Consider the following 21,966-nt stretch of genomic DNA (forward strand, 5'->3'; position numbering starts at 1 on the left):
GCGAAGTCATTGTCGTGGGTTAAGGTGACGATTGTTTTTCCCTGTTCCCGGCAAAGCTTTTAAAGTAGTTCAAACTTGATCGTGCTATTCCGGCTGTCGGGATTGGGTATACCAAAAATCATGGCAATTACACCTCTGGTCAACAGTTGTTTTCAGAATATTAAAAGTTCAAAGTAGTTTAATTTTATGAACCTCAAATATAGTCTTTGTTTTTGCATCATTTAGAAAAAATGGTTCTGCAATAGTCGCTTATATACAAATATGAGTATACACTTATTAGTCGTGAGCCTGCTCGTTAATTTGCCAGGGGAAATGTGGCCCGGATACAGAAAAAAACCTGTTTGAAAGCCTCTGAATAACATGGCTGAAAATGAGTTCAATGATCGTTCGAATCCTATTTTTATTCCAATTTATCGCTTCCATCTGCTTTGGCCAGCAAGGCTCCTGGCAGCCGATAACTATTTCGGACGGACTTTCACAGGGGATGGTCTACGACGTTCTGGAGGATAAGGAAGGATTTCTCTGGTTCGCTACAAAGGACGGGCTGAACCGTTATGATGGCTATAATTTTAAGGTATACACCCACGATCCCTACAACGAGACCAGCATCTCCGGCAACACCTGTACAGCCCTGTTTCAGGACAGCAAGGGGCGTATCTGGATCGGGACGGAAAAGGATGGGCTGAATCTCTTTGACCCCGAAACGCAGCGATTCTATCATGCAGCCATCAGTGATAAAGATCAGGCCGACGCGGGGAATTACGGTATCTTATTCATTAAGGAAGATCTCGACGGCAACATATGGCTGATGTCGGATAAACCGGGCAAGATCTTCAGAATAGCGTCGCTAGCTTCCTTTCCTGAAAAAGCTGATTTTTCAAATCTGGTTAAAACGGCATCGTCTACCCCTACACGGAAAAATGCAGTGCGGTTCACTTTTGACCAACACGCCATTGGCTTCACCGTCTCGGAAGATTTTTATCAGTTCAGTAACCGTCACCCCACAGCGGCCCAAACTTCCTATTCCACATCATTTTACAAGGTTCTGGAAGATAAAAAAAGGCGTTTCTGGGCGGTTGGACAGGATAGTATTGTCTGCTGGAAACAGGATCGCATCAAGGTGATCAGGTTTCCCAAAGGTGGTCAGAGTGTAGCCAATCAGTTTCCGGATGGAACAATCGCTGTCTGTAATCAGGCATATACCTGGCTCTTCAAACCGGACGAGCTCCTACGGCTGGATAGTCTTACCGCCAAGAATGCATACATGGGCATGCCTCCCGGGATGAACTCAGTGAACCACATTTTCAGGGATCGAAGTGGTAACATCTGGGCTTCTACCAAAGGTTACGGTTTACTGAAGTTCAATCCGAGAGTGAAGCAGTTCCAGTCCTATGTCGCAGCACTTTCTCCAGCGTCTCTTTTTCAGGATTATAAAGGAAACGTATATATGCATGCCAATTACTTTCCAGCTTACCGTATTTATAAGCTCGATAAAATGAGCAACTCCATTCAAAGTTTACCTCCCGGGATCGGCGACGAGAACATTTCCCACGATGCCATTATCCAGGACAGGCAGCGCAATTTCTGGATTAGTATTTTCATCAACACCAAAACACCCGGAAGATTTCTCGTCAAAGTGACAGAAGATTGGAAAATCAGCAAGACGTATCCACTTCCCATTTTGGATGATAAGAATTTTAGTATGAAAATACACGAAGACGAAAACGGCATCATCTGGATCGGGGGCTCCAACGGTGCTTTTTTCAGATTTGACCCTTTAACAGAAAAGTATACTACCTATAGTTACCGCTCCCTCCTGCCCGTGAGCGGATCGATGGTGGAGAATTTTTGCCTGTATCAGGATGGTAAATCCTTGTGGATTGGTACACAAAAAGGGCTCATCAAAGCTGAAAATTTTCAAACCAAACCCACTTTTTCCATCTACAAAAACAGTAAAATTGACCAGCAAAGTCTGCGTAACGATTTTGTATCGGGGGCTATTAACGATCCGCTTCTACCGCAGAGATTCCTGTGGGTCAGTACAAAAGGCGGCGGGTTGGCAAGGCTCGACAAGCAAACGGGAAAGTTTGAACATTTTACAGAGGCCCGGGGACTGCCCAATAAAGTAGTTTACGGAGTTCTGCCCGGGGATGATGGTAACCTGTGGATGAGTACCAACCGGGGGCTTTCGTCACTTAACCCCAAAACGCTGATTTTTACCAATTTTAATAAATCGGACGGATTGCAGGACGATGAATTCAATACCAACTCTTATTTTAAAGCAGCCAACGGAGAGCTTCTTTTTGGTGGTGTAAAGGGAGTCAACATCTTTCGCCCGTCCGCTATGACCAGCAACGCCCTGCAACCGCTTACCAAATTGATCGGACTGAAAATCAATAACACAGAAATTGAGTCCGGCGACGAAAGCGGATTGTTATCCCGGGCCATTGGTTACCTTACCTCCCTGGATCTTTCCCATGATCAGAATCAGATCGCGCTGGAATTTGCCGTGATGGATTTTACCAACCCGGTGAAAAACCGTTTTCGCTATCAGCTCGAAGGCATTGACGGCGATTGGGTAGAGGCGGGCACCAGTCATTTCGCCAACTATGCCCAGTTGCCGCATGGCAACTATACTTTCAAGGTCATGGGTACCACCAACGGAGAAGTTTGGAGCAAACCTGTTGAGCTTAAGATCCGCATACATCCGCCCTTCTATAAAACCTGGTGGGCTTATCTGATTTATTTCATCGCTTTGGTCTACCTCTGGTACCGCCGGAACCAGATCCAGCTGAACCGTGTACGCTTGCAGGAGCAGATTATGTACAAAGACAAAGAAGCCGCGCGGCTCGCTGAGCTGGATACGATCAAAACGAATTTTTTTGCCAATATCTCCCACGAATTCCGTACGCCGCTGACCTTACTGACGGGGCCATTGACGATGTTTCAAAAGAAATACCCAACCGAGGATTTGATCCCGACGATGCAGCGGAATCTTTTCCGACTACAGACATTGATCAACCAGTTGCTGGATCTGTCCAAACTCGAAGCCGGGAAGATGGAGCCAAAGATCCAGTATGCTGACCTGGCGGGTTTTCTGAACTACCTGTTCGCTTCCTTTGAATCGCTGGCCCAGAGCAAACAAATCATTCTTGAGAAGTCGCAAAGCCATTCCACCCAAATGGCGTATTTCGATCATGACAAGGTTGAAAAAATTGTGACCAACCTGCTTTCGAACGCATTCAAATTTACACCTGAAAATGGCCGGATCATGGTTCGGGTGGTCTATCCGGATCCGTTGATTTCAGCGGTGCGTATCATGGTCGCCGACAATGGGATCGGTATGGATGAGGCCCGCCTGCCCAGAATATTTGACCGGTTTTATCAGGTGGACAACAGTAAGCATCGCGATTACGAAGGAACGGGGATTGGTCTGGCGCTGGTAAAGGAACTCGTGAACGCCATGCACGGCTCCATAGACGTGAAAAGTGCGCCAGGAAAAGGCAGTACGTTTACGGTCATCCTGCCTTGCGACCTGGCTACCTGGGGAGATTATTTATCTAACGAAGAAGTTGATAGCGAGCCAATTAGCGACCTGAAAACCGTATTGCGTCCGGAAAAACAAACGACAAAGGTAGTTTCCGAAAATGCAGAGTTGCCGGTCTTGCTGATCGTTGAAGACAACCAGGATCTCAGGAAATTTGTGCGGAGCATTTTTGAAGGTGTGTACCACATTGAAGAGGCGCAGGACGGGCAGCAGGGACTTGAAATGGCATTGAGTCAGATACCGGATATTGTCATTTGTGATTTGATGATGCCCCGTATGGATGGTTTTGAATTTTGCAAGGCACTCAAAACGGACATGCGTACTGACCACATTCCAGTGATCATGCTTACCGCAAAGGCTACACTGGCGGACCGGCTGGAAGGCCTCGAGTTGGGTGCCGATGACTACATTGCCAAACCTTTTGATACCGATGAGCTGGTGGTCAGGGTGAGAAACCTGTTGAAACAACGTGAGCTCCTTCGGCAAAAATACGGCATCACCACGGAAACTACTTCCGCGCCGGCCATAACGGCACAGGCGGTTTCCGCCCATGAGCAGTTTTTACAAAAAGCCAATGCCATTCTGGACGAGTACCTCTCGGAAAGCAGCTTCAATATAGAACAGTTCGCAGCGAAAATGGGCATCACGACTGTTCAGTTACGTCGAAAATTAAAAGCCATTACCGATCAGACGGGCATTGAATACATACGTAATTACAGACTTGAAAAAGCAGCGTTACTACTTCAGAACAAAGCGGGCACGGTTTCAGAAATTGCCTATCTGGTGGGCTTTGAAAGTCTGTCCTACTTTTCGAAAGTGTTTCAGGAACGGTTTGATAAAAAACCATCCGAATGGCGTTGAATAGCCTGTTGCTGACTACCTGACGAAACTTTTACTACAGATTTTTTAGTGCTCCACCCGGAGCTTTTTTTGTTTTGAGCGCTACCACACCACCCCAACCCAGGCAACCACGCCCCTATTTGTCCAAAATGAGCAAAAGAATGTCGTTTTTGGGCTAACGTTGGGGCGGTGTATTTTTCCAATTTTGTCAATCGATCGAGGGACTGCCAAAGCAAGTCTGGCACCCTTTGAATTGCTATTACCAACTAACCATTCGGGTAACACTTAACTACTCTATTTTATGAAAAACTCAAGACCAACGCTAATCATTCTTGCATCCTTATTTATCGCCCTCTGCGCAGCATTTACCAACGACTCCCGCGAAAATCCCGTCGCAGACATTCCCCTCCGTACGGACAAAGATCTTGTGAAACGGGGTGAATACCTGGTAGGCGTATTGGGTTGCCAGGACTGCCATTCTCCCAAAAGGATGGGAGCTCAAGGCCCTGAGGTAATTCCTGAATTACACCTGTCGGGCTATCCGGCCAGCCGCCCTGTGGCCCGGGTATTCCCGGAAGCGATTCAGGGAGGCTGGATGCTTTTCGGAGCAGACGGTACTTCTGCCGTCGGGCCCTGGGGCATGAGCTTTGCTGCCAATCTTACCTCCGATGAAACGGGTATCGGAAGCTGGTCATACGACCAATTTAAAACAGCGTTGACAAAAGGCAAATTTAAAGGACTTTCAAACACACGCCCGCTGTTGCCACCGATGCCCTGGACAAACTATACCAATATGGCGGACGAAGATATCCAGGCCGTATTCCAATACCTGAAAAGTACCAAACCCGTAAGTAATGCGGTGCCGGAACCAATAACACCCGATAAATTGAAATAAGCACCATCATACGGACATCATTAAATGGTTAAATTCTAATTCCGGCATGAAAAATCTCCCAACCCAAGCAGCCTTTGCCTTTAGCAGGTATCTCCTGCTCCTCATTTTCCTGAGCTTCGACGCGCTTTCTGCCGACGATAACGTATTCCTTGGTAATGGTCATTCAGGTTCTTCAACAGTCAGCGTAGCCAATATCGTAGTGAATGTTTATTCAGGACTTACGGCCAACGCTCCGGCAGGGCAAAATTTTGTAACCATAAGTAACACAACGGGATTCGCGTCCGGTGACCTGGTGATGGTGTGGCAAACGGCACAGTCTACATCAGAGAACACCTCCACAGCCTCCGCAGCCACAGACTTGACGAGTCAGCCGGTGGGACGCTGGGAATTTGCAAGAATTACGGGGCTAACAGCGACCAAGTTAACCTTTTCGAGTACTTTAAAATTCGCGTACTCTTCGCCCGGAGCCCAGGCCATAAAAGTACCTGAATACACTTCAGTGACCATCAATGCGGCGGGTTCAATCGTCGCAAGCCCCTGGGATGGTACTTCTGGTGGCATTGTTGTGTTTCTTGCCACGGGGACAGTCACCAATAATGGAACTGTATCCTCAGCGGGAAGAGGATTTCGAGGAGGAATTTTCAGTAATGACGGCGGTGCTACAACCGGAGGTTCAGCGTTGGATCTGCTTCCTCCAACGGCAGGTCGGAAAGGCGAGGGTGTTACAATCAACCGTTTTGGTGCCACTTATGGAGGAAGAGGAACCTTTGCCAATGCAGGCGGAGGGGGTTCAGGTTTCAAATCCGGTGGAGGCGGTGGGGGTAGTGTTGGTGCGGGAGGAAATGGCGGAAACAGCGACCTTGCCTCGGATGCAAACAGATCGGTGGGCGGCTACGGAGGCGGTGCCTTAATCTATGACCCCGTTTTTCGCCTGGTGATGGGCGGTGGTGGCGGTGCAGGGCACGGCAGCAGTAGTTCAGGTGCGGCAGGCGGGGCCGGCGGTGGTATTGTATTTTTCAGGGCAAATGCATTGAGCGGTACTGGAACCATCAGTGCCAACGGGGCGAACGCAGCAACGGTAAACAGTGACGCAGGAAGTGGCGGAGGTGCTGCCGGAGGCGTGTATGTCAGGGTAGTGGGCAATGCGGCCTGCAATTTGATTTCCGCAACCGGAGGAAACGGTGGCAGTGTATCCGATTCAGAAATAGGCCCTGGTGGCGGTGGTGGCGGTGGAAAAATTTTGTTTCAGGCAGCAGGTGGCAGCTGTAGTAATTGGACGGTGGCTGGCGGCGACGCAGGTTCACAAGGAAATCCGCTGGCACCGGGCGGTTCGGCATATGGTGCCACCAACGGAGCTGTAGGAAGTGCTACCACGCTATTAGGTGGAATGACAGTGCCGATTGTTGCGATCACCACACCGGCACCCGCAGCCGTCACTTCCGACAAGCCCTCCATTACCGGTACCGCTACACCCAATAGCACCGTGCGTCTCATTGTCGATGGTACGGAAATAAACGCCGTCCCGGTTGATCTGAACGGAGAGTATACCTACCAATTAACTGGTTCACAAGCGTTAACTGATGGACCACATATACTAAAAGCGGTTGCGGAATACCAGGGATTGAGTAGCAGTGAGGCGCAAATCAGCTTTACAACCGAGGCGGTATTGCCGGTGAAAATCGTTTCCTTTACCAGCCTGCTGGAATTGAAAACAGTTCATTTAAATTGGGAGGTAACTTCGGAAGTAGGTGTTGAGAAATATGTAGTTGAAAGAAGCAGCGATGGCAGGCATTTCGCCGAGATCATCAGCGTTGCAGCCACCGCAGAAAACCTCCAACGGGCTACTTATACGGCCAAAGACGACGCACCACGCCATGGCGAGAACCTCTACCGTTTGAAAATGGTAGACCGGGATGGCAGCATTGCTTATTCACGGATCGTTGGGCAGCACGTCGATCAGGGGATTTCAGTGGTTCTTTTCCCAAATCCGACAAGCGGGAACGCCACGCTCTCCCTGGATGGCCTGCAGAAAAACGGGGGAACCGTTTCTGTCATCAATGCCCGGGGAATACCTGTCAGGAGCTACCTGGTAGCTCCAGGAAGCAGCCACGAGCAACTCCTGATCGAAAGGAAACAGCTGCCGCCGGGAATTTACCATGTAAACGTCCACTACGCGACCGGAGAAAAGTTGTCAGGCACGAAACTGGTGCTGTACTAAATTATCGACTGCGTATCAAACTGAGGAAGTATTCTTTAAACCTTCAAGGTGTCCTGTCGGAAAGTTCGGCAGGACAACTTGAAAACTTCCTTTTTAAACTTTTCTAAAAGATTATGCCTCTACGCGTTCCGCTTTATTGAGACATGCAAACACTTCCCGATAGAACTCCGGGTGCGATTGCCAGGTTTGACCGCTGATGATATTCCCGTCGCAAACAGCCTGGAGGGTAGAATAGGTTCCGCCGCCCATCTCAATTTCAGCACGGACATGCTCGTATGCAGTTAGAGTGCGGTTTTTTGCCAATCCGGCTGTGACGAGAATCTGTATACCGTGGCAGATGGCAAAGAGCCATTTACCCTGCCTGTCAAACTCACGCACTACTTCCAACAGTCCGGCATGGTTACGCAGGTATTCAGGGGCGCGGCCGCCCAGCAGCAGTATGGCGTCATAGTCGCCTACGACCACCTCTTCAATCGTCAGATCGGAATCCAGACAATAGCCGGGCCGCTCCACATATGTATCCCAGCCCGGTTCAAAATCGTGCATCACCAGATTAAGGCGGCGTTTGCTCGGAGCGGCAATCACAGCGATGTCACCTTCTTCCTGAAAGCGGTGCACAGCGTGTAATGTTTCGTAACTTTCGCCACCATCTCCGGTGACGATCAGTATTTTGCGATTCATGATGGCAAGAATTTATACATGGACTATTAAAAGAGCCGATTTACCCGGCTAATCAACCAAAAGCCAAAACCCGGCCTGTCCTACCGTCTGGGATTGGTTTGATTCATTTTTCCTGCCCAGTGACAGCCGACTTTTAAATTTAACCACCGGTTAACGTACTTACCCACGGTTATGAATTATCTCTTGAAGACTTTCTGCCAATGTTACTTTCATTCGTTCACCAGTTTTCTTACCGCACTTGTTTTTCCATTATCAAACCGGATCAGATGGACACCCGGGGAGCGTTTATTCAAGATCACCGTATTCATTCCTTTCGCCAAAACACGGCTCTCAGCATGCACTACCTTTCCCATTAAGTCAAAGCAGGTGAGGTTCCAGCTTCCGGCCTCCGTTGCGTAGATATCCACGTAAACGTTCTCGCTTGCAGGATTGGGATAAAAGCTGCCGACCACCGGATTTTCAACGGAATTCCCGATTGAAATTATTTTGGAATATTGATAGGTTCCATCCAGATCGATCATTTTCAGACGATAATATTGATTTCCACCCGCCCGGGTATCCAAGAAATGATAATGGATTATGCTGGTAGTTTTTGCTTCTTCTGCCTTTACGGTTCCAATCGCTTCAAACGATCTTGCATTCTGCGATCGCTCTACTTCAAAACGATCGAAGTTTTTTTCATCTGTGGTGATCCAGGTCAGCAGATTCTGGTTTTCAGTTGTCTTTTTAGCAGAAAAAGAAATAAGGGTTACTGGCAATGGCGTTGCGGTTCCGGTCAAATCGAAGGTGATTGTGTTGGCATCCTGACTGGTTAAAACAAGCTGGCCATTGACAGTTCCTGCGGAAGTGGGTTTGTAGCGAACGTAAAGGGTCGTGTTCATTACCTTTCCGTCCGATGGGGTGAGTGTAACGCTTTGCCCAAATCCTGTGGTGGCGGCAAGCGAGACTTCAAAGCCAGTCGGGGCAGTTACCGTTATGTCGCTCACAAGCTCTTTCCCAAACACTTTCAGCGGCTGCGACGCAGAGGGTGTGCTTACCGAACTGGTAAAGCTGCTGAACGCACCTTTGATTTGTTCTGCATACCACATCACGGCACGGCTGCTACCGATGTACATATCCAGCAATCCATCGCGATCCAGATCTGTAAATGCAGCTTTGGGAATTGGTACGCCAGCTATTGCGTCGTAAAAGTCGGTTACCAGTGTAAATGAGTTTGAATTGACAGCTGTTTGGGCATAATGATGAATCCGGTATGGGTAAATATTTTGAGCAACAAGTAGATCCAGCAGCCCATCGCCATCCACATCGGTGACCGTCGGTGCTGACAGCTCCCCCACATTGATGTTGTTAAAGTTTGCGGTGACGAAATCGAATACAAGGCTGTTGCCCGCCGCTTGTTCGTAGTGATCAACGGTCCCGTCATTTTTTCCGATCAGTAAATCTAGCCTACCATCCTGATCCAGGTCGACGATCTTGGGACTTGACCATTCACCCACATCAATGGCATTGAAGTTCGCTGTGACCTGTGTGAATTTGAGGCCGTTATGCATGTTCTGTTCCCAATGTGCTATTCCCCCGCTTTCGCTTCCTATCAATAAGTCGAGCAACCCGTCCCCATCGATATCGGCAATATCAGGAGAAGCAAAGTCAGAACCCAATGAGATACCATTAAAATGCTCTTCAATTAAATTGAATGTGAGACTGTTAAAGGCATCCTGCTCATAATAATCCAAAGTGCCATTTCCGTGTCCTACAACGAGATCCAGCAGATTGTTGCCATTGAGGTCTGTGAAAAGAGGGTGGGCGTAAGACTTAAGGGGATACGGTGAGATGTTGAAATTTTCAGTTAGTGCACGAGGCCCAAAGTCCTCGGCAAATGCGGAAATGATAGGAATGCCGCCTGTTCCCTGTGGAGTTGGAGAAGTGCCCAGGCCGTCAATTGCAAAGGTAAAAGGAAATCCGTCTGCACCGTCATGCGCAATGCTAACCAGCGCCGACCGCAGCCCCGGACCTGACGGGTCAAAGGTAATTTCGAAAGAAGTGCTTCGATCCGCAGCAAGCGTGGATAGAGGCTGTGACGTCACGGCAAAATCGCCCGCACTAGCGCCGCTGATGGTGATTTTGGGGTCGCCGCTCAAGCTAAGATACAACGTAGTTTGGTTTTTAATTGTAAAACTTTTAGTTATGGTTTCGCCGTTGACCAGTGCGCTGCCCAAAAAGGTGCCGTCAATCAGGGAAGGCGTCAGGTCATTGTGTGCAATAACCAGCGACCTGCCCAACACGGTGATATCGGTTCCGTTGCTCGTTCCCTGAATTGAAAAACGAAAGGACTGTTGGGCCGGATCGTCGCTGGCAATGCTTATCGATGCGGTCTTAAGGCCCTTAGAGGATGGATTAAAAGCAACGGTAAAATTTCTGCTGCCTGACTCATACACGGGCGATGCTGGCTGAGTAGAAATCATGAACTGTGACGCATCGGGCCCCTCGATCACGACTTTGGGCGAACCGGTCAGATTAAGCTGGCTGGATCCCGAATTTTTTATAAAGAAAGTGCGGGAAAAAGATTCTCCAATGTTTATTTCTCCAAAATCAGTTGCATCGGCTGACGAAGGCGTGTTATCACCATTGGCGATGCTTATGCTGTTTCCTTCCACACTCATCTGGGGATAAGCATCCGTTCCTGTAAGTGCAACGGTGACGGTAGCTGCATTGGTCGATGATATTTGTATATCTCCATTGTAAGTACCGGATGCCGAAGCTCTAAAACGAACGTAAATCGGGGTAGCGATGACCTTACCACCAGTTTGCAGAATCGTAACACTGCTTCCAAATCCAGTATTTTCACTGAGCGATACCTCAAAGTTGGCAGGGGCTGTTACCAGCAGATTTTCTGTCAGGCAACCCCCTGCCCAGATATATACCAATTGGGAAAAAGAAGAAATGCCAGGAGCAGCTCCGAATGTATTGAATTGCCCAACTGACTCATAATGAAGTATAACAGGGTTTGCTGTCGCTGGCAGATCAACACCTATCAGCAGATCGGCTTTACCATTATGGTCAAGATCTGTTAATACCGGAGCAGACATCCCATTGGTAGTAATACTGTTGAATGACCCACTCACCAAAACAAAATTGGTGCTGTTTGGACCATCTTGTTTGTAATAATTTACATTGCCCGCCTGTTCACCCACCAAAATATCCAGCAAGCCATCTCCGTCCAGATCAGTTACATTGGGCGTTGCGTTATTGCCAACGTCCGGGACAATATTGTCTTTAACAAAAGTAAAAGTCAGGCTGTTAGCAGCGGTTTGTTCGTAATGGTTTGTGTTACCACCCTGTTCGCCAATCAGCAGATCCAGCAAGCCATCTCCGTCCAAATCCGAGAAAGTAGGATTGGCATTTAAGCCCACGTCAATCCCGTTGAAAGATGACGACACCTGGTTAAATGAAAGGCTATGGAGACTTGCCTGTTCATAATGAACTAAAAGACCGGTGGTGATACCGACCAGCATATCCACCAGCCCGTCTCCATCCAGATCAGTAAAAGCGGGGGCTGCTGCAGCCGTCGCACCCAGGCTGATGCCATTGAAGGAGGTGGTTACCAGACTGAACGTAAGGCTGCTGGCACTTTCCTGCTCGTAATGACTAATGGTGCCGTCCAACCCACCTACCAGCAAGTCTACGAGTCCGTCTCCATCCAGATCCGTCGTAGCCGGCTTGGCCCATGCCTTGCTTATACTATTGAATGAACTTCCGCCCAATGTGATGCGATTGAAAACCAAAGGATGGGTAGTCACTGAAATTACCGGCTGACAGCCCTCACCATTACTTTGGTCGTAGTATTTTACGAGGGCTTTATCCTGAGGATTCACGTAGGCCTTCTTTTTACCGAAAGCAGCAGTCGTTTCCAGAAAATCTGAAAAATTAAATTCAGCTCCCGCCAGGCCGTTAGTAAAACGCCTTGTACAATCCAGCCTTCGCGCTGTGCCAAACGTACTGCTATATAGGACGATCAGTAAACACAAAAGTAAACTGCCTCGGGGGACCGAAAGGGTATTAAGTGCCTTCGAAGACAACGTAGAAGAGTAAAGTCTTTTATTTTTCATCCAGTTGAAAAAATGGTTTTATAGATAGAAATTGCGAAAAGGGCAATGGATCCCAAACAGTCATGTCCGGTACCGCAAAATTGAAGAATTGAAAGGGTCAGTCGTTAGCCCAAAATGGACATTCTCTTGCTCGTTTTGAACAAAAAGTGACTTTTATGGTTCTCTGAGTGGATCATTCAGCCCGTGGGGATTAGCATTATACCCCCCGAACCACAACAAAAACTACATGGCCTACGGTGATCACGCAGCGCAGGATGTCGGGAATTTTATCAGAAGGGCATCAACAAACTGGTGGATATCGGCAAACTGGTCTAAGAAAACTCAATCATCCGATAAAGGGAAGGCGTATTTTTTTGGCGCCCAGCTTCGTCCTCCTAAGCTCATTTCCTGAGAAATGCAATGGAATGAGAGGGGAAACTTGTGTAGTGGAGTATTATTAAGAACTAGACGGGAAAGATCATTTTCAATAGTACAGTCCATTACATATAAATCGAAAAAATCTTTTGAATTAAAAATGCGGTTATTCATTGTTTAAAAACCGTAACGGGTGGCTATGAATTCGGATAATCTTTCTGCTCGCTTATCCCGGAATATCAATTTTCTTCAAATCCAATGGCCACCCGCCCGATCTACTTCGCCAGTTGCAAATCCGCTATACTCTTTATCCGATTTCGTTCCAGGAAGGCATCAATCGTTTCGAAATGCTCGATGACCCGTTTGTCTTTAAACTCAAAAACTTTTTGGGATAAACCTTGTAAAAAATCACGATCGTGGGAGACCAGCACCAGCGTACCGTCAAAGTTTCTCAGTGCTTCTTTCAAAACATCCTTTGATTTTAAATCCAGGTGGTTGGTAGGTTCATCCAGAATCAACAGGTTTACAGGTTCCAGGAGCAGCTTCACCATGGCAAGCCGCGTTTTTTCTCCACCCGACAATACACTTACTTTCTTGTCGATGTCTTCACCCTGAAACATAAAGGCGCCCAAAATATTTTTAATCTGGGTTCTTACATCCCCTTCTGCCACCTCGTCAACAGTCTGAAAAATAGTCAGATTAGGATCTAACAAGGATGCCTGGTTTTGCGCAAAATACCCAACCTTGGTATTATGTCCAAGCTGGCAAGTCCCTTCCACATCGATCTGGCCCATGATCGCTTTGATCATCGTAGATTTACCTTCCCCATTCCGGCCCACAAACGATACCTTTTCTCCTCTTGAAATGGTCATACTGGCATTGCGAAACACCACCTGATCTCCATAGGATTTAGACACATCCTTCACCGTAACCGGATAATCCCCTGACCTTGGCGAGGGTGGAAAACGAAGTTTCAGGGAAGAATTATCAATTTCATCAATTTCGATAATTTCCAGTTTCTCCAACATGCGCTCGCGGGAGGAAACCTGATTCGTTTTGGAGTAAGTTCCGCGAAAGCGTTCAATAAATTGCATATTATCGGCAATCATTTTCTGCTGTTCCTGGTACGCCTTCACCTGATGTGCCCTGCGTTCCTCACGCAACACCAGATAATGGGAATAGTTGGCTTTATAGTCAAAAATTCGCCCCATGGTCACTTCAATCGTACGGTTGGTGATATTGTCGATGAAGGCACGGTCGTGGGAAATCACCATAACGGCATTGGCCTTATTCACCAAAAAATCTTCCAGCCACATGACCGACTCAATGTCAATATGGTTGGTAGGCTCATCCAGCAAAATAAGGTCTGGCTTTTGCAATAATATTTTGGCCAGCTCAATCCGCATACGCCATCCGCCACTGAATTCCTTGGTTTGTCTATGAAAATCTTCCGGCCTGAACCCTAATCCTTTCAAGGCCTTCTCCACTTCCGCGTCGTAATTAACTTCCTCAAGCTGGTAATATTTTTCACCTATTTCGGTAACCTGCTCAATGATGGCCATGTATTCATCACTGTCATAATCTGTTCGGGTTTCGAGCGCGTGATTCAGTTTTTCCATTTCTGCACGCATTTCAAAAACCTGCCTGAACGCTTTTGCCGCTTCTTCGAAAACCGTGCAGTTATCTTCGGTAAGTAAATGTTGTGGTAAATAAGCGATCACGGCGTCCTTGGGTGCACGTACATGGCCTCGATTGGCTTTTTGTTCCCCAGCAATAATTTTCATCATGGTGGATTTCCCCGCACCATTTTTACCCATGAGGGCAATTTTATCCGTAGGATTAATCACGAAGGAAACTTCGCTAAAAAGGACAGAGCCGCTAAATTCAACGGCCAAATTTTCAACTGTAATCATCGTCTCATTTTTTGAAGCCGCAAAGCTACGATTATACGATTGAAAGAAACGAAAAAAGTCAACTTTTGGACTATTCCTGCTTTTCCCTCGTCGGAAAGTAAGTATGGGTACAACTGCCAGGTTGGCTGCCCTCGTGTGAAAGAACTGAGGAATGACGTCCTTGTAGTCCGAGAAATTATGGTTGTAGGCATTTTACAGCTTTTTATGTGTGGCCTTCAGATGGACAAAAAGCAAGGGAATGCCATTCACAAAACCGATGATGTCCGGGCGGCGTTCGCGTTTGCTCTTGCGTGGCAGCCAAAGCTGGCGAACGGCGAGGAAGGTCCAGCTTTCTCTGGATTTTTTTGACGTCTTCGGCAGGAAATCACTTCGCCCGTAGATTACTTCTGGAAATAATTCCGACCATTTTCCTGACATCAGGAAAATGACACAGGATCTCTTCACCGGCGTTTTTGCACGCATCTCTGGCTTTTTGAATCACCTTCTAAAAGTTTCCCCATTTGCTATACCCAGTAAACCCTGCAATTCCCGGGCACTCCATCACTCGACGCCTTCCAGTTCTGATGCAGCAGACTCGAACAAATCGGAAAGGTGTTTGATTTCTTCTGTTTTCATGTTGATGATGTGTTTTTAGAGTATTGCTAGTCCTTCGTGAATTCCCCATCCGGTCCAATAACATGCTGAATCTTTGCATCCGATCTGTCTAAAACCTTACCCTTCTTCACCAGCAGATCTCCGTACATTTTGGCAAATTCACGAACCTCTTTCGGTGTTTGATCTAATATTCTTTGCGCTACCTCGCTTCTCATTTTGAACAATATTTATATTTTTTATCAAAATACAGGTTCCCAAACATATACAAGCACTAGGTCACCCTTTTAAAAAAGGGGAAGTAAAATGAACCCATATTTCCCCGTTTCTAAAAAAATAATCCAAAAAAGATAGGTGCATCTTGGTCTTTTACTTTTCCATTACTCAATAGTCTTAAACCAATTTTCTGACGTAAGTGGGTATAATAATACCAACTTACGCCATTCCGTGTGCAACACACCCAATGAACTATATCCTTTTTCTCTTTCTCCTGTTACCTCTATACTGCAACGCCCAACTACTTGAACTGCGCCCCTCTGTGGAATCATATGCGGTTACACCCAAAATAGAAACCTACAAGGACAATTCAGGAAAATTGCATTTTCAGCAAATTCAGCGACAAAAATTTCTTTCTTCGGGCAAAACAGGACTTCTGTTCCCTTTTTCCAACAGCGCTACCTGGCTGAAAGTGATATTGACTAACTATAATCCGAACCAAAAAAATTGGGTATTGGAATGGGATAATGCAATGGCTGAAGAAGTTGATTTTTACATACCCGAACGCAATGGCACCTATCGGGTCAGGAAAACGGGAATGGCAACTCCGAAAAAACCAAATTTATTGAACGGAAACAAACCTATACTGGCATTCGATCTGGATTACCTGGGGAGTAAAACGATTTACATGAAGGTTAAGGGACAAAGAGCACATTATGCATCCGTTAATTTGTTTTCCGCCAGCGCATATCGTGATCATGAAGTGAATCAGCTGAATATCGTCGCCTTTCTTTCCGGAGCAATCGCAATCAGATTAGTTTATGTATTTCTGATGGCCATCTTTGCCGTCAAGGACAGCGACTTTCGCCGTTATGCGGTTTTGCTTGGCGCACGCTCATTTGCTTTTTGGGGATTATATGGCATTCTCGGTTATTTTTTCTCAAATCCAACGATCTCGTTAACGGTTAGTTTCCTTTCGTTTCATTTTCTTCCTTTAGCGTTAATCTTCGCCCTGAGTGTTATATTTCCCGGCAGACACTTCCATTCATGGATCAACAGAATATTTCAGTTCATTGTAATCAGCACGATATTTCTGGCTGTCGGCATCCTGTTCAGCTATCGATGGGAGCTACTTTTAGCAAGCACGTACTTCATGCTAGCTACCCAGCTCTTTATTCTGGCCATGTATCTGCTTGCCATTGTAAAAAAATATCCCATTAACTGGAACTATTCGCCTGCGTATTTGACAGGATTACTTGGCTATCTGTTTATCCAGATGCGACTCGTCGGCTGGGTCGATTTTATCTGGGTTTTACCCACAGCATTTATTTTCTTTATCCTTGAATTTCTGGTTTTCGGTTATTCTCTGGGCAGGATTGTGAGGGACTATGAACGAAAACGGTCATTAGCCTTTCAGGAATTAGCTTTCACCAAAGAACAAACCCGGCAGGTACGGGAGATCGATCGGCTCAAAACCCGCTTCTTTACCAACATCTCCCATGAGTTCAGAACGCCGCTTTCCCTCCTTACGGCACCCTTGGAAGAAATCCGGCAAAAATATCCGCAGGAACGACTGATCCCTTTGATGCAGCGGAATGTGAAACGGTTGCAGCTATTGATTGGTCAAATACTTGACTTGTCCAAACTGGAAGCAGGAGCATTCAAACCTGAACCTAAGCACGGCGATATCGCCTGCTTTTTATCCTCTATTGTCTCTTCCTTTGAGTCTCTGGCACAAAGCAGACATGTTCATTTTTCTATTCATCAAAGCCATCCCAACTATGAGACTGATTTTGACGCGGATAAGTTAGAAAAGATTGTCACAAACCTGCTTTCCAATGCTTTTAAATTTACGCCTGCTTATGGTTATGTCCAAGTGGCTATCTCGTATTCCATGACCAGCCTGGTCTTGGAAGTAAAAGATACGGGAAAGGGTATTGATCCTCAGCGGCTGTCCCGCATATTCGACCGCTTCTATCAGGCGGATGACACCGCGGAGCAGAACTTTGAGGGAACAGGCATTGGTTTGGCATTGGTCAAAGAGCTGGTTGATCTGCTCAAGGGGAAAATTATGGTAAAAAGTGAAGTAGGCAAGGGGACAAGTTTTACGGTTACATTGCCTTTAAATCAACAGTATTCAACAGCCCTGCCCGGCTATCAAGGAAAGTCGGTAGAGCAACCTGACGACCTGTCTGTTACGTTTCTTTCAGGCGATCCTTTGTCTGATTTAAATCAGCCTGAAGAACTCCCTATTCTGCTGATTGTAGAAGACAACGTCGATTTAAGAATGTATTTGCATGCGTTATTTGAGCCCTACTACCGTGTAATGGAAGCAACCGATGGGCAATATGGCCTGGATAGGGCCTTTGAGACAATTCCTGATGTAGTCGTAACCGACCTGATGATGCCCCGGATTGACGGCTTTACATTATGTCGGCTACTTAAATCAGACCAGCGTACAAGCCACATTCCGGTCGTGTTACTCACCGCCAAAGCGACCCTGGCTGATCGGCTCGAAGGATTTGAATTAGGGGCCGACGACTACCTGGAAAAACCTTTCCATAAAGAAGAACTACTCCAGCGGGTCAACAACCTGATTCGGCAACGCGCTCTTCTTCGCCAAAAATTCAGCCTTTTGGCTACTAACCCTAAACTTACCCAGCCACAACAGTTGGACAACCAGTTTATAAGGAAAGCCCAGGAAGTTGTGGAGCAGAATCTGGGCAATAGCCGTTTCACTGCGGACGATTTTAGTGAATTAATGCAAATGAGCCGTTCGAATTTACACCGCAAGCTAAAAGCACTGACAGATCAGACGACAAGCGAATTTGTTCGGAATATCCGCCTTCAAAGAGCGTCTCAACTTTTGAAACAAAATGCCAGCACGGTTTCGGAAGTTGCCTATCTGGTAGGTTTTGAAAGTCTTCCCTATTTCTCCAAAACGTTTCAGGAATACCATGGCGTATCGCCGTCGGCAATCAATAGAGCTAAGGAAATCTGACTTACTCCCGTTTTTGAAAGTGTGATTTTACACATTTTTACAAAAAAGGAACAACGTTGTGATTATAAAATAGTTGGCTAAAAAAATCAAATCTTGCCGGGTAGCTTTTTTTTCCTGCAACATAAGAGGAAAAGATTGCAACATTGGCGCTAACGCTCACTTAGCGGATATAACTAGGTTTGTACCGTCACGACCGATGGATTTTCAATGGTTGTCAACACCAGCCCCCCCTCTACGATTTGCCCCTTGAAAGATGTATTTGTTAAACCACTTAAACTAATTTCCTCCTTGATTTATTTCTATTCGTTCTGGTTCCTAATTCGGGTCTTTATTTCCAATTTCTACTAAGGAAACCACGATCCCGGCTACCTATTTTTTGACGTTGTTTACCAATTTAAAAGGTTATGACTTAAACAATGGGGCTGCTGCCGGCTTGGCCTAAACAGACAATTAACTAGTGACTCTTTTAAATCCTTCTACCATGAAATTTTTTTTATTCTGTATTTTCTCTGTTATTCTTTGTTCAACTTCTTTAAAAGGTTTTGCAACGGACAGAACTTTTACCGGAACAGATGCAAACTGGCATACAGCTTCTAACTGGTCACCTTCCGGGGTGCCAGGCACTTCGGACATGGCTTTTATACCAGCAAATAAAGCGGTTACGGTAAGTTCTAACACGAACGTTGGGGCTATCAACATTGATGGAACGAATGCTCATCTCACTGTGAATTCCGGTGTAACGCTTACCATCTCGGGCAGTCCCGTAATTGATAACGGATATTATTGCAAAATAGTGATTAACAACGCTGCAGAACTCATCAACAACGGGACGATTGATTTCTCCCTTTCAGCTGACATAGAGGCATTGATTGTAATTAAAACAACGGGAAACGTGACAAATAATACATCAGGAGCAATTACTCATCAAGGACCGGCTTCAAGAGTCTCGTCAAAAGCTATCTTTAATGACAACGGCACCATCTTAAACAACGGCTTGATTGACATAAATTGTTCAACGTCATTGATCACCATGAGACCTGGCGGAGAGGCGACCAACGCTTCAACAGGTACAATTACCGGATCATCCGCTTACATTATTGATATGGATCAGGGTAACTTTAACAATTATGGGGTTGTCAAAAAATCAGGTGTTGGTCAGGGAAATACCAGTGTTCCATCCGGCAGTACCTTTACCAATTACAGTTGTGCCCGGTTAATTACCGGAAAACTTGAAATCGGTGGACTTATTTCTAACAGTGGTTACCTGATCGCTTCCGACAGTTTCTCAGGTGCCGGATCCATAACCAACAACGGTGTTTATATTTCGACAGGCAGCGCCACGATCACTAATAACAAACTGATAGTCAATAATTCTACTCCCATCTTTAGTTACGGAGCTTCCAATGATTTTACGATCGACGGTATATATAAAGACGCTTCTGCCCTCGTTTCTGCGGGTACTTTCACAGCGCCCAATGCGTTTACGCCAGTTGCGACTCTACCCGTTGGATCTCAAACGCTTTATGCTAAAGTAACAGCAGCAGGAGGAAGTTGCAGCTACACAGTTCCTTTTTCTTACAATTATGTCCCCTGTATTTCTTTATCTGCTTCGCCCGGAAATGTAAGTGTGACCTGGACAGGCGCGGAAAGTACCGATTGGAATGTTCCATGTAACTGGAGCCCCGCGTGGGTACCGGATGCTGCAAGCAACGTGGTCATACCAGCCGCACCTGTTAATCAACCTACTATTACTGCTAACACAGCCGCACTAGCCTACACAGTAGAAGTTAGAGCGGGCGCTAAGCTTACTATTTCGAATACCTCCACTTTGACGGTCAACGGAACAAGTACTTTTGTACCACGCTTATCCTTTTCTAACGGAGGCACGGTACAAAACAACGGCAAGATCATGATCGGCAATACTTCCGTGTTGGGTGTTTTTGGAATACGCAACACCGGCAATTTTTTCAACAGCACCGATGGCGAAATAAAAATTGACAGGTTTTCCGGTAAGGGATTATTCAATTCCGGCACATTTACTAATGCTGCCAAAATCACGATCGGCGAGAATGGAGAAAGCAACTTTGAAACCGGACTGGAAAACCAGGGTACTTTTTACAATAACGCAGGAGGTGAAATACAAATAGACCGATCTACCCGTTTCGGTTTATTTAATGAAGTGAATAGCGAATCATTCCACAATCGTGCGAAAATCATAATTGGCTCGCTTGCTAACGTTGGTTTGGCCGGGCTCTACAACAGTTCCAGCTTTATCAATGAAACGGGTGGAGAAATAATAATCGATAGAGGTTCGGGGTATCAATTGCTTAATGACGGAACCCTAAGCAATGCGTTCAAGATTACCGTGGGAACCAACTTCAATTCCACCGTTCCTGGAATTCAAAACTGGCTGAAAATCAACAATGACGCCAACGGTGAGATTATTGTTCAAAGAAACTTTTACAACAACGAAGGCTATTCACCCGGCACCGTTGTATTCAATAATGATGCCTGTGCAAAGCTTACAATCCTGAACGGCAATCTGATAAACGAAGCCACTTATACTATTAACAACTCAGGTTTGATTCAGATCAATGGCGGACTACAGAATACAGGCACATTCAACAACACAGGCCTGCTGAGTTACAATTCTATCTCCGGCATCCAACCCGTCAATGCTACGGATGCTTCCATAATTGTGAATAATAGCCAGCCAATTTTTACTTATGGTGGAACATTTGACGGCACAATAAATGGCATTTTTACGAACGAAGATGCGACTGTATCGGCCGGTGTTTTCACAGCACCCAATTCATTTACCCCGTCAGAGACCTTACCGGTGGGTTCTCAAAAACTATTTGCAAAAATAACACCTGCCAGTGGAGGTTGTGAATTTATAGTTTCTTTTACCTATCAAATGGTTGCCCTCCCTGTTACCCTTATCTCATTCACGGGTAAAAAACTGAGTGAAAACCAAAACACCCTTACCTGGGTCACAGCAGATGAAAAAGCATTCGGCTATTTCGAAATTCTGCGCTCGTCCGACGCCCGGTCTTTTGAATCGATCGGACGAGTGAGCGGAACCGAAAATAAAAATTCAAGTTTGAAGAGCTATAATTTCATTGATAATCTGGCCAGAGGTTATAACTACTACCGACTTAAGATGGTGGATCGCGCCGCGAACGGCCAGGATGGTCCACACGAGCTTTCCAAGATCATTTCGATCGCAAATTCTGTTGAAAATACGGTGGTAGGTAGCTTATACCCAAATCCCTCCAAAGAAATGGTATATGTTGATATCTATACCGAGCAAGCCGGAAACTGGAGCATTACACTATTTAACCGAACGGGGACAATCTTGCGCAACGAAACCCGGATTTTGCAAAAAGGTATGAACAAAGTAAAATTAGATCAATTTAACCAAGGGATAAATTTGATACGACTTGAGAACGGAAATGTGAGCGAAATTAGAAAAGTGTTGAGAGAGTAATGAGCTATTCCATTTGATACCGTAAACAGATCAAGTGTAAAGCTTTTTAGGCTAAAAGTAATAACTCTCCCAAGCAACATATAAATTTCCGCAGCAGTTATTCAGGGTAAGAGG

The 21,966-nt window shown here is 46.2% G+C and carries 10 protein-coding genes; 5 read left to right on the forward strand and 5 right to left on the reverse strand.

What is annotated here, in order from left to right; all coding sequences use genetic code 11:
• Nucleotides 1–379 precede the first annotated feature (379 nt).
• From DYADSP32_RS07945 to agmC, 3 genes are all read left to right on the forward strand, one after another.
• Nucleotides 380–4,408: an ATP-binding protein gene (locus DYADSP32_RS07945; RefSeq protein ID WP_414617611.1), complete on the forward strand. Its 4,029-nt coding sequence runs from the start codon at nucleotides 380–382 to the stop codon at nucleotides 4,406–4,408.
• Nucleotides 4,409–4,688: 280 nt separating this feature from the next.
• Complete coding sequence (locus tag DYADSP32_RS07950) at nucleotides 4,689–5,282, forward strand: c-type cytochrome (RefSeq protein WP_149243226.1); 594 nt, start codon at nucleotides 4,689–4,691, stop codon at nucleotides 5,280–5,282.
• A 46-nt stretch (nucleotides 5,283–5,328) separates the two neighbouring features.
• A complete protein-coding gene (gene agmC, locus DYADSP32_RS07955; RefSeq protein WP_149243225.1) occupies nucleotides 5,329–7,500 on the forward strand; it encodes an adventurous gliding motility protein AgmC in 2,172 nt (723 codons plus the stop codon).
• A gap of 111 nt (nucleotides 7,501–7,611) precedes the next feature.
• On the opposite strand, the gene DYADSP32_RS07960 is transcribed toward agmC, so the two are convergent.
• From DYADSP32_RS07960 to DYADSP32_RS07980, 5 genes are all read right to left on the reverse strand, one after another.
• Nucleotides 7,612–8,181, reverse strand: coding sequence for a DJ-1/PfpI family protein (locus DYADSP32_RS07960; protein ID WP_149243224.1), 570 nt, complete (start codon nucleotides 8,179–8,181; stop codon nucleotides 7,612–7,614).
• Between the two features lie 209 nt (nucleotides 8,182–8,390).
• On the reverse strand, nucleotides 8,391–12,287 hold the full coding sequence (locus DYADSP32_RS07965) for an FG-GAP-like repeat-containing protein (protein ID WP_149243223.1): 3,897 nt from the start codon (nucleotides 12,285–12,287) through the stop codon (nucleotides 8,391–8,393).
• A gap of 629 nt (nucleotides 12,288–12,916) precedes the next feature.
• On the reverse strand, nucleotides 12,917–14,554 hold the full coding sequence (locus DYADSP32_RS07970; RefSeq protein WP_149243222.1) for an ABC-F family ATP-binding cassette domain-containing protein: 1,638 nt from the start codon (nucleotides 14,552–14,554) through the stop codon (nucleotides 12,917–12,919).
• Nucleotides 14,555–14,746: 192 nt separating this feature from the next.
• Nucleotides 14,747–15,016: a type I restriction endonuclease gene (locus tag DYADSP32_RS07975; protein ID WP_149243221.1), complete on the reverse strand. Its 270-nt coding sequence runs from the start codon at nucleotides 15,014–15,016 to the stop codon at nucleotides 14,747–14,749.
• A 179-nt stretch (nucleotides 15,017–15,195) separates the two neighbouring features.
• Nucleotides 15,196–15,363, reverse strand: a complete 168-nt coding sequence (locus DYADSP32_RS07980; RefSeq protein ID WP_414617612.1) for a hypothetical protein — start codon at nucleotides 15,361–15,363, stop codon at nucleotides 15,196–15,198.
• A gap of 245 nt (nucleotides 15,364–15,608) precedes the next feature.
• Between DYADSP32_RS07980 and DYADSP32_RS07985 the strand changes: the two genes are divergently transcribed.
• Both DYADSP32_RS07985 and DYADSP32_RS07990 read left to right on the forward strand, forming a co-directional pair.
• The gene (locus DYADSP32_RS07985) at nucleotides 15,609–18,362 is read left to right on the forward strand and encodes an ATP-binding protein (protein ID WP_149243220.1); all 2,754 of its coding nucleotides are present in this window, start codon (nucleotides 15,609–15,611) and stop codon (nucleotides 18,360–18,362) included.
• Nucleotides 18,363–18,843: 481 nt separating this feature from the next.
• Nucleotides 18,844–21,852 carry a T9SS type A sorting domain-containing protein gene (locus DYADSP32_RS07990; RefSeq protein WP_149243219.1) on the forward strand — a complete coding sequence of 1,003 codons (3,009 nt, stop codon included), beginning with the start codon at nucleotides 18,844–18,846 and terminating at the stop codon, nucleotides 21,850–21,852.
• Nucleotides 21,853–21,966 lie beyond the last annotated feature (114 nt).

It is taken from the genome of Dyadobacter sp. 32, assembly GCF_902506755.1.
Lineage (GTDB): Bacteria > Bacteroidota > Bacteroidia > Cytophagales > Spirosomataceae > Dyadobacter.

Coding starts and splice junctions, on each gene's coding strand:
- DYADSP32_RS07945 (WP_414617611.1), top strand. CDS start 380: ATGATCGTTCGAATCCTATTTTTATTCCAATTTATCGCTTCCATCTGC.
- DYADSP32_RS07950 (WP_149243226.1), top strand. CDS start 4,689: ATGAAAAACTCAAGACCAACGCTAATCATTCTTGCATCCTTATTTATC.
- agmC (WP_149243225.1), top strand. CDS start 5,329: ATGAAAAATCTCCCAACCCAAGCAGCCTTTGCCTTTAGCAGGTATCTC.
- DYADSP32_RS07960 (WP_149243224.1), bottom strand. CDS start 8,181: ATGAATCGCAAAATACTGATCGTCACCGGAGATGGTGGCGAAAGTTAC.
- DYADSP32_RS07965 (WP_149243223.1), bottom strand. CDS start 12,287: ATGAAAAATAAAAGACTTTACTCTTCTACGTTGTCTTCGAAGGCACTT.
- DYADSP32_RS07970 (WP_149243222.1), bottom strand. CDS start 14,554: ATGATTACAGTTGAAAATTTGGCCGTTGAATTTAGCGGCTCTGTCCTT.
- DYADSP32_RS07975 (WP_149243221.1), bottom strand. CDS start 15,016: ATGCGTGCAAAAACGCCGGTGAAGAGATCCTGTGTCATTTTCCTGATG.
- DYADSP32_RS07980 (WP_414617612.1), bottom strand. CDS start 15,363: ATGAGAAGCGAGGTAGCGCAAAGAATATTAGATCAAACACCGAAAGAG.
- DYADSP32_RS07985 (WP_149243220.1), top strand. CDS start 15,609: ATGAACTATATCCTTTTTCTCTTTCTCCTGTTACCTCTATACTGCAAC.
- DYADSP32_RS07990 (WP_149243219.1), top strand. CDS start 18,844: ATGAAATTTTTTTTATTCTGTATTTTCTCTGTTATTCTTTGTTCAACT.